The 9969-nt window shown below is 69.9% G+C and carries 6 protein-coding genes and 1 pseudogene; 6 read left to right on the top strand and 1 reads right to left on the bottom strand.

Annotated features, from left to right (window positions below; all coding sequences use genetic code 11):
- Positions 1 to 44 precede the first annotated feature (44 nt).
- The gene (locus tag LQ51_RS15835; protein WP_197087765.1) at positions 45 to 1073 is read right to left on the bottom strand and encodes a cysteine synthase family protein; all 1029 of its coding nucleotides are present in this window, start codon (positions 1071 to 1073) and stop codon (positions 45 to 47) included.
- 100 nt (positions 1074 to 1173) lie between these two features.
- Between LQ51_RS15835 and LQ51_RS34555 the strand changes: the two are divergent.
- The 6 genes and pseudogenes from LQ51_RS34555 to LQ51_RS15815 all read left to right on the top strand — a co-directional run.
- Positions 1174 to 2700: pseudogene (locus LQ51_RS34555) on the top strand (beta-ketoacyl synthase N-terminal-like domain-containing protein); the annotation flags it as partial.
- Positions 2701 to 3439: 739 nt separating this feature from the next.
- On the top strand, positions 3440 to 3553 hold the full coding sequence (locus LQ51_RS34550) for a 4Fe-4S binding protein (RefSeq protein ID WP_369799864.1): 114 nt from the start codon (positions 3440 to 3442) through the stop codon (positions 3551 to 3553).
- A 98-nt stretch (positions 3554 to 3651) separates the two neighbouring features.
- Positions 3652 to 6570 carry an SDR family oxidoreductase gene (locus LQ51_RS34545; protein WP_369799862.1) on the top strand — a complete coding sequence of 973 codons (2919 nt, stop codon included), beginning with the start codon at positions 3652 to 3654 and terminating at the stop codon, positions 6568 to 6570.
- On the top strand, positions 6560 to 7534 hold the full coding sequence (locus LQ51_RS15825) for an LLM class flavin-dependent oxidoreductase (RefSeq protein WP_046566511.1): 975 nt from the start codon (positions 6560 to 6562) through the stop codon (positions 7532 to 7534). Before LQ51_RS34545 ends, LQ51_RS15825 begins: the two co-directional genes overlap by 11 nt.
- Entirely contained in the window at positions 7531 to 9711 is a 2181-nt protein-coding gene (locus tag LQ51_RS15820) for a lantibiotic dehydratase (protein ID WP_046566509.1), read from the top strand. Before LQ51_RS15825 ends, LQ51_RS15820 begins: the two co-directional genes overlap by 4 nt.
- Positions 9701 to 9910 (top strand): MbtH family protein, encoded by a 210-nt coding sequence (locus tag LQ51_RS15815; protein WP_046566507.1) that lies wholly within the window; start codon positions 9701 to 9703, stop codon positions 9908 to 9910. Before LQ51_RS15820 ends, LQ51_RS15815 begins: the two co-directional genes overlap by 11 nt.
- The last annotated feature ends 59 nt before the right edge of the window (positions 9911 to 9969 follow it).

Here is a 9969-nt window from a genome sequence, read left to right as displayed (position 1 = left end):
CGACGCGACGCCGGTGCGGCCGGGCCTTACCGTGCGGCGATCCGCTACAGCTGCGGCTCCGTCGATTTGAACGCCAGGCCCTCGGCCCGCCACCGCCGCATGGTGGCGTCGACGGCGTCGAGCAGCGTTGACCGTTCCAGCCATGCGTCGCTGTAGATCGAGTCGTGGTACTTGGTCGCGTCGTCCGCGGCCAGACAGAGCGCGCGCGCCGGCGGCTCAGGGGACATCAGATCGGTGACGCAGGCGCTCAGGACGCACCCGGCGGATCCGCCGACTCCGATGTCGGTGTCCTGGCGCAACATCCGGCACATCGCGATCGCATCGCTGTCCCGTACCGTGCGCCGCACGTCGAAGCTGCCCGGGGTCAGAAAGGACGAGCGCCGGCTGGCGCCGATTCCCGGCAACAGCCGGGCGCCGGCCCCGGTCGCCGCGCCCGCGGCCGGACCGCTGGCAATGGAGGCGAACGCGTCGACCGCCACGAGTCGCACCGCGCGACCGGTATCCCGGACGTGTCTGGAGATCCCCTCCAGCGTGCCGCCCGTCGACACGGCGACATAGATCGCATCCAGCGCCGCGCCGCCCTGGCGGAGGATTTCCGGCCCGGTGGTCTGTTCGTGGATCTCGGGATTGGCGTCGCTGTCGTACTGGTTGGTCCAGCGATAGTCCGGGTTGGCCGCGAGCAGCTCGCGCACGGTGGCGAGGCGGGTCAGCAGGTAGCCTCCCTGCCCGTCGTGCTCGTCGACCATGTGCAGCGTGGCACCGGCGGCGGTCAGCAGTTCCCGGGTGGCGGCGGGAGTCTTCGGGTCGATGACGGCGATCAGCCTGCCGCCGAGGCGGGCGAGCTGACGGGCCAGCGCGATGCCCAGGTTTCCCGACGTGGATTCGACGAGGACCGTACCGGGTGTCAACGGCCGCTGCCGGTCGAGCGCCCGCAGCAGCCCGACAGCCGTACGTTCCTTCACTGATCCCGACGGAAGATAGCTCTCGTGCTTGACCAGGATCCGATGATGCGCCCCTGCACATGTCACCAGAATTTCTGATACCGGAGTCGGCGTCGGCGGGTCAAGCCACATCGGCAAAGAATGCACGCGCGTCCAATGCACTAGGAAGCCGCTGGCGAGTTGTCGCCAGGAGCGGCTTCCAGTCTTGGCAGCCGGCCCGCCTCGACCCAGCATGACTCGCATGGCTCTTCAACCAGGTGCTGCGCAGGCACAGATCAGCCGGCAGCCGGGACAGCCCGTTGCGATCATCGGTATGGCGGCACGCTTCCCCGGCGCCGACTCTATTGCGGAGTTCCGCGAGAACCTGCTGGCCGGGGTGGAGTCCATCTCCTTTTTCGATGACGACCAACTGCTGGCCAACGGTGCGACGGAGGCGGATCTGGCGGATCCCGCCTACGTCCGCGCGGCGCCGATCCTCGGCGACGTGGACAAGTTCGACGCCGAGCTGTTCGGCTTGAGCGCGCGTGAGGCGCAGCTGCTCGACCCGCAGTTCCGCGTGTTCCTGGAGGCCTGCCACGTGGCGCTGGAAAACGGCGGCGTCGTCCCGGGGCAGACCGAGGACCGCGTCGGCGTCTACGCCGGCTCCAAGGACAACGCCTACCTCGAGGAAAATGTCTTCCAGAACGGCGCCGTCATGCGCGGCACCGGATCGCTCATGGCGATGATCAACAATCACACCGACTACCTCGCCACCAGCGTCGCCTTCCGATTGGGCCTGACCGGCCCGGCGATAAGCATGGTGACGGCCTGCTCGACGTCCCTGGTCGCGATCCACACCGCGGTGCGGGCGCTGCGCGCCGGAGAGTGCGAGGTCGCGCTCGCCGGCGGCGTCGAGATCGGCCTTCCGGAGGTAGCCGGCTACCGCTACAGCGAGGGCGGAATCTACTCGCCCGACGGCCGGATCCGCCCCTTCGACGCCAAGGCCCGGGGCACGGTGTTCGGCAACGGCGTCGGCGTCGTCCTGCTCAAGCCCCTGGCCGCCGCGGTCGCCGATCGCAACCCGATTCACGCGATCATCCGGGGTTCGGCGATCAACAACGACGGCAACAACAAGAGCGGCTTCTTCGCGCCGAGCAAGCACGGCCAGGTGGCGGTGGTCCGAGCGGCGCTGAGCGACGCGGACGTGGACCCGGAGACGATCGGCTACGTCGAGGCGCACGGCACCGGCACGCTGGTCGGCGATCCGATCGAGGTCGGCGCGCTGAGCACCGCCTACGGGGAGCGGACCGACCGCACCGGCTACTGCGCGATCGCCTCGGTCAAGGCGAACGTCGGCCACCTCGGCGCGGCGGCCGGCGTGGCTGGGATGATCAACGCAGTGTGCAGCGTCCAGGACGGACAGCTGGCGCCCGTGATCAACTTCGATGAGCCGAATCCGCGGATCGACTTCGAGCACAGCCCGTTCTACGTCAACCGCAAGCGCGCCAGTTGGCAGAGCAATGGAACGCCGCGCCGGGCGGCGATCAGTTCCTTCGGTATCGGCGGCACGAACGCCAATGTGATCATCGAGCAGGCTCCGCAGCGCCCCGCGGCCCGGCCGGCCCGTCGACCCGTGCAACTGGTCGCACTCACCGCGCACGTCGAGGAAGCGCTCGATGCGCTGACCCTGTCGCTGGCTAAGCACCTCGGCGCCGCCGGCGACGAGCTCGCCGACGCCTGCTACACGCTGAACGTCGGCCGCGGGCCGCTGGCGCTGCGCCGGTACGCGGTCGTCACCGATGGCGCCCAGGCAACCGAGCGGCTCACCGTTGACCTGCCCACCTTCCACCCGAAGCCCGGGCGTACCGCGACCTTCCTGTTCCCCGGGCAGGGTGCGCAGTATCCGGCGATGGCGGCGGAGCTCTATCACACGGAGCCGCTGTTCCGGTCCGAGATCAACGCCTGCGCCGCCGTGCTGCGCGACTCGCACGGCCTGGATCTGCTGCATCTGATCTTCCACGCGGACGCGGAAGAGCAGAACCTGACCTGCCACACCCAGCCGATCCTGTTCGCCGTCGAGTACGCGCTGGCCAAGACCCTGCAGGGCATGGGCATCACGCCAACCGCGATGGCCGGACACAGCGTCGGTGAATACGTCGCGGCGGCCCTGGCCGGCGTGTTCAGCCGCGATGACGCGCTGCGGCTGGTAGCCGAGCGCGGCGCCCTCATGCAGACGGTCGAGAGCGGCGCCATGCTGGCGGTCACTCTCTCGGAAGAGCTGCTGACGCCGATGCTCGACGCGTCGCTGGACATCGCGGCGCTCAACTCTCCCGGGGTCTGTGTCGTCGCGGGGACCCACGACGACATCGCCCGGTTCGAGGAGGAGTTGATGCTGCAGGGCGTGAGCAGCCGCCCCCTGCACACGTCCCACGCGTTCCACTCCCGGATGATGGACGACATCCTCGACCGGTTCGCGGAGGCGGTACGCCGGACCCCGTTGAACCCGCCCAGGATCCCGTTTGTGGCCAACTCGACCGGCACCTGGATCGCCGACGACGAGGCGACCGACCCGATGTACTGGGTGCGGCACCTGCGCGGCCGCGTGCGTTTCTCCGAGTCGTTGCGGCTGCTGACCTCCGACGGCGACCGCGCCTTCATCGAGGTCGGCCCTGGCCGCACCCTGACGGGTTACGTCGCCGCACATGACCGCGCGGCCGTTGCCGTGCCGACGATGCGGCACGCGAAGCAGCGGCAGTCCGATGCGGAGGTCCTGCTGAACGCGGTGGGCCGGGCCTGGGCGGAGGGCGTCGAGGTCGACTGGTCGCAGTTCTGGGGCGACGAGCAACGCAGCCTTGTCCCGCTGCCGGAATACCCGTACCAGCGCCGCCGCCACTGGATCGAACCCGACGCTCCCGAAGAGGCCGCGGCGGAAGGCGGGACAGCGGGAACGCCGGTGCAGGTCGGCGCCTACACCGCACCGGTGTGGCTGGAGAGCGTCCCGCCGGCCGCCGGCTCGGCGTCCGGAGTCTGGATCGTGCTCGCCCGCCCCGGCGACGCGGTGCTGTCCAGGCTCGCCGAACTCGCCGCGGCGGACGGCGCCAGAGTGATCGTCGCCGCCACCGAGGACGAGCTGATCACCGCCATCTCCGCTCGTGATCTGCGGGAGCACGGAACGGTGACTCTGGTGCACGGGCTCTGCCTCGGCGAGCGGCCCGCCGGGGTGACCGAGGCGGATTACGCGAGCGGGTGGCTCCGAGACGGCTACCACAGCGGCCTGACCATGCTCCAGGAGACCGCGCGGCAGCTCCCTGGAACGCCGGTCGAGATCGTCTTCGTGTCCAGCCAGATGCAGGACGTCATCGGCGACGGCCTGATCGAGCCGGCTAAGTCCGCCCTGCTCGGCCTGGTGAAGCTGGCGCCGAAGGAACTCGAGTCGATCGGCTGCCGCAGCATCGACTTCGGCGCGGACCTCGCCGTGGAGCGGGTCGCGGGTCAACTGTTCGCCGAGATCACCGCCGGGGTCACCGACCAGCAGGTCGCCTATCGCGGACGCAAGCGCTGGACCTGGTCGTACGCGTCGACCCCGCTGAAGGCGCCGGACGGAGTGCCGGTCCTGCTCCGGCCAGGCGGTGTCTACCTCCTGACCGGCGGCCTCGGCGGCCTCGGCCTGGTGCTGGCGCGCCAGCTCGCCGCGCAGGTCCAGGCGAAGCTGGTGCTGCTCGGTCGCAGCGGGTTGCCGGATCGAGAGCAGTGGGCGGAGATCCTGTCCACCACACCCGACAGCCCGCAGGCCCGCCGCATCCGGTCGATCCGCGAGATCGAGGCCGCTGGCGGCCAGGTGCTGGTGCTGGCCGCCGACGTCACCGATGCCGACGTGATGCGCGCGGTGAACGAGCGGGTTCAGGCCGAGTTCGGTGCGGTCGACGGCGTCTTCCATCTCGCCGCGGTCGCGGGCGGAGGAATGCTGGAGACCCGATCCCACCAGGACGCGGCCGCGGTGCTCGCGCCGAAGGTGCAGGGCACCTACCTGCTCGAGGAGATCTTCCACCCGCCCCTGATGGTGCTGTACTCGTCGATCGCGGTTCTCTCCGCCGACTTCGGGCTCGGCGACTACGTCGGGGCGAACTGCGTCCTGGACGCCTTCGCCCAGTCCCGCTGGGCGCGTGGGCAGCACACCGTCTCGATCAACTGGCCGCCCTTCGCCGAGGTCGGCATGGCCAGCGAGATCCTGGCGCCGGCGGTGTTCGACCACATCGCCGGCGGTGGCCAGCTGGAGGACGCGCCGCGCACCGCGGTCCGGCATCCGATGCTGCAGGGCAAGTCCGAGATCGACGCCGTCACCACGGAGTTCGGCATCAACCTGTCGCATTCCCTCTGGGTGCTCGCCGAGCACAGGTTGAACGGCGTTCCGACCATGCCGGGAACCGGCATCATCGAGCTGATCCGCGCCGCGTTCGCCGAGCTGACCGGTAGTGAGAACGCGGAGATCACCGGCCTGACGCTGGTGCAGCCCCTGGTGGCTCACCCCGGCCTGCGCTGCCACCTGGCCATGCGCCGCAACGACGACGGCAGCTTCGACGCGGTGATCCGGGCGCAGGACGGCAACGAGTACGCAAAGGGGCGGGTCGGCCTCCCGGCTGCCAGCGAGCCCGTCAAGCGGGACCTGTCGCAGCTGCGCGGGACATCGCAAGAGGTTGACGTCCTCGATGCGGCGGACTGGGACGGCCCGCTGACGTTCGGCCCACGATGGGGCGGAATCCGGAGCGTCCGCTCCGCAGACGCGACGGAACTCGTCACGGTGGAACTCGGCGATCGCTTCCGCGCCGACGAGGATTCCTACTACCTCCACCCGGCGGTACTCGACTGCGCCATCGGCCTCGGTCAGATCATCCACGGCACCGGCCAGTACCTGCCGTTCAGCTACGGTCGCGTGTCGATCCGAGGGCCACTGGTCGGGCGCGTACACAGCGTCATCCGGCATCTGGATGACACCCGGGGCGAGGTGAGCAGCACGGACGTCTCCGTTGTCGACGCCGACGGGAACGAACTCGTGGCGGTGGACCGCTTCATGCTCTTCCGCATGCCGGAGCACCTGCCGGGGAGCGTGAGAGCCGAATCGAACATCGACGACGCGCTCGACGAGGTCCTTCCGCAGCAGGGCGAGGAGGCGTTGCGCGTCATCCTCGGCTCGGGCGCGGGACCACAGGTCATCTGGTGCCCGGAAGGCCTGGACGTCCGGTTGCGTCGTACGTCGAAGGTCAACCGCGAGGCGGTCACCGAGCAGTTGACCGCACAGTCGGGGACAGTCGGTGCCCCGCGAACTCTGACCACCCCGTACGTCGCGCCGGACAGCGACATCGAGCGGATTCTCGCCGAGCTCTGGTCCGAGACCGTGGGCGTGGAGCGGATCGGTGTCGATGACGACTTCTTCGACCTGGGCGGCAACTCGCTGTTCGCGGTCCAGCTGGTGGCTCGGATCAGCCACCGGTTCTCGGTCGACGTCTCGGCGGCGCTGCTGTTCGATTCCCGCAACGTGCGTATGCTCGCCTCCGCGATCGAGGCGGCGCTGATCGAGAAGGTGTCGACGCTCTCCGAGGACGAGGCGCGGCGTGCCCTCGAGGCGATGGGGGCGGCCACGAATGCCGGCTGATCGGATTCGCGTCGGCGCCGTCGTCGACAGCGGCGGAATTCCGCCGTCGGCACTGCTCGGGATCGTCGGTCACGCCGAGGACATCGGCATGGACTCCATCTGGCTTCCGCAGCTGCCGAACCAGCTCGATGTCGCGACAGTTCTCGCGGCGTTGTCGGTGCACACCAAGCGGGTGACGCTCGCGTCCGCGGTGCTGCCGATGTACTCCCGGCCGCCGGTCGTGATGGCACAGTCGGCATTGACCGCCGACGCCATCTCCGGCGGGCGGGTCGGGCTCGGGCTCGGGCTCGGGCACCGCGGTGTGGGGGACTGGATGGTCGGCGGACAGCCGGCTCCGGCCCTGGCGGCGACCCGGGAGTACCTCACCGTGGTGACCTCGATGATCCACGACGGCGATGTGAACTTCGACGGCACGTGGTACAGCGGTCATGCCGCCTACATCGGCGAGCGCCGCGAGGACCTCCCGGTCTACCTGGGGACATTCGGGCCGAAGATGCTGGAGCTCGCCGGTGAGCTCGCCGACGGCGTGATCCTCTGGATGTGTACGACGGACTACCTGACCCAGCACGCGATGCCCGCCTTGAGACGTGGATGGGCCAGGCGGGGAGGGCGCCCGGACGGCTTCAAGATCGTCGCGATGATGCACGCCGGCGTGACCGGAGCACCCGAGGCCGACCGGGACCTCTTCGCCCGCACGCTGGCCGCGTACCTGCGCGTGGCGACCTATCGGTCGCTCTTCGAACGGAGCGGGTTTGCGGCCTCGATCGGCGCGAACATGGCGGACGACGGGATGATCCGGGCACTTGGCGCGTTCACCGAGGATGAGGTGGCACAGCGGATCAGCGGGTACCGCCGGTGCGGCGTGGACGAGATCGGTGTCGCCCCCGCCGGGTCCGCCAAGCGGTCGTACGACCTCTGCCTGAAGACGCTGACCAGGGTGTACGAGATTGCCGACGAGGTATGACCCCAGATCACCTGGTCCCCATCGGCGGCGGGGAGTTCTCCCTCTGGAGGTCGGTCTGCGTCCGCTCCGCCGGACTGCCGTTCGACTGGGTCAGTGATCCGGAGACCATCCGGCGGGGGCCGTTCCTCGAAGCGCTGGCCTGGCAGCACCCGCTGGTCGGCAAACGAGCCCGGCGGGCCGGCGAGGCCGGCGGGAAGACAGCGCGCGACCTGGGCCGGACGCTCGCCAGCTACCGCGCCCGGTACTGCGCGAAGAACGACTCGATCGGCTTCTTCGGCCCGGTCGCCTGGGGAAACTGGCACGACGGAGAAACCAAGATTGGTGACCTGACCTCGCCGCAGCGGGGCCAGCTGTTCTTCGAGATGTGGGCGATCCAGGCGCTCGGTGAGGCGCTCGCGGAGCGGTACGCGCTCGACGAATGGACCGTGCCGCACCGGTGCGCCGCCGTCGCCGTCGCGCCAGAAGGGGTCCACCTGGCCAACGGCTCCTTCCTGCGGCTGTCCCCGTTGCAGCGGCGGATCCTGGAGAACGTCGACGGGTTCCAGACCGTGACGGACGTCGCGGCGGCGTGTGCCGAGTTCGGCGGCGCGGACACGATCGCCCGCGAGGTCAAGGTGCTGCGCGCGATGGGCGTCCTCACCCAAGGGTTCTTCATCCCGCAGGCACGGCATCCGGAGCGACACCTCGCCAGCCAGCTCGCCCGGGTCGCCGACCCGATCAGGCGGGAGAGGGCCGAGCGCGACCTGGCAAGCCTGGTCTCCGCGTTGGACGACGTACGTGGCGCGCTGGGCGACCCGGCGGCGGTGGCGGCGCGACTCGACGTGCTTCACCACCGGTTCACCGAGGTCGCGGCGGCGTCATGGCGCCGACGCGATGGTGAGTTCTACGCGGGCCGGTCCGTCGCGTACGAGGACTGCCCGTCGGACTTCGCGCCCGCGCTCGGCACCGACCTGCTGGCAGAGGTGGGGCCGGCGTTGGAGCTGATCCTGCTCAGCGCCAGGTGGTACTCGGTCGAGATCGCGCGTCGCTACCATGCCGCATGCCGCGAGACGCTCGCGCGCGAGCCCCACCCGGACGGTTATCCGTTGGCGAAGCTGCTGACCGGACTGGCGTCCAGCATCCGCGACGGCGCCGCCGGGCTGGTCGGCGCGGCCACCGCCGAGCTGCGCCGGAAGTGGACCGAACTGCTGTCGCCGGGGACGGGATCCGACGTCGTCGTGCATCGCTCAGCGGACCTGCGCGACAAGGTGGTGGCGGCGTTTCCGGCCGCCGCGCCGGGCTGGCCCTCCGCGCGATGGCACGGCCCGGACCTGATGTACGCCGCCGCCAGCGTCGAGGACCTGCAGGAAGGTCGCTTCCTGGCCGTCCTGGGCGAGTTGCATCCCACGATCAACTGCGTCGACCAGCTCTGCTTCTTCTCCGCCCACCCCGACCAGCCCGCGCTGCGGCGGTGGATCGACTCCGACATGCCGGAGCGGATCGTGCCGCTGTACCCGACCACCGACGGGATGGTCAATTCCCGGACTGCTCCCCCCGAGGCCTATCACGCACCGCACTACACCTACCTGGGCGTCGCGACCGAGCCCTCCTACGCGCCGCGTCGGGCGAAGGTCGTCGCGGTGGGCGGGTTACGGGTACACGACGAGAACGGCCGGCTGGTGGTCCGGTCCATGGTGGACGATTTCCGGGCGGACCTCGCCGAGGTCCTCGACGATTACCTGGCGCTGTCCGCGTACAGCAGGTTCGGTTTCCTCGAAGCGGCGGCACATCACCCGCGCGTGCAGATCGACCGCCTCGTGGTGTCGCGCGAACGCTGGCAGGTGCCGCTGGCCGGGTTTCCCGATCTCCACGGGGCCAAGCTGGACCGGACGGTGGCGCACGTGCGCCGGCTCGCGTCGAGCCACGGCCTGCCGGATGTGGCGTTCTGGGTGATCGCCGGTGAGGCGAAGCCGATCTACGTCGACCTCTCCGACGTGACGCTGGTGGATGCGCTCTGGGCAAAGCTACGCCGCGGCAGGGAAACGAATCCCGCCGGCTGGGTGACGGTTTCGGAGATGCTGCCCGGGCCAGAGCAGCTGTGGCTTCGGGACGCCGATGGCCGCCGCTACACCGCCGAGTTCCGGGTGACCTGCGTCGACAGCCAGCGCTATCGAAAAGGAGCCGAGAATGTTCGATGACGAAGACCACCTGCTCCACGTCGTCGTCAACGACGAGGACCAGTACTCGATCTGGCCAGCCGATCGTCCGGCGCCGACGGGCTGGTCGGCGGTCGGCAAAACCGGTCGCAAGCAGGAGTGTCTCGAGTACATCACCGAGGTGTGGACCGACATGCGTCCGCGCAGCCTCCGGCTGCAGATGGACGGCGAACCCGGATGAGCGTCCGGCAGGCGGCAGTGGGCGGGCAGCCGAGAGCCGCAGGACGGCGAGCGACCCCG

It is taken from the genome of Micromonospora sp. HK10 (assembly GCF_000982955.1).
Taxonomy (GTDB): Bacteria; Actinomycetota; Actinomycetes; order Mycobacteriales; family Micromonosporaceae; genus Micromonospora.
This window is presented reverse-complemented; position numbering and strand designations above follow the sequence as displayed.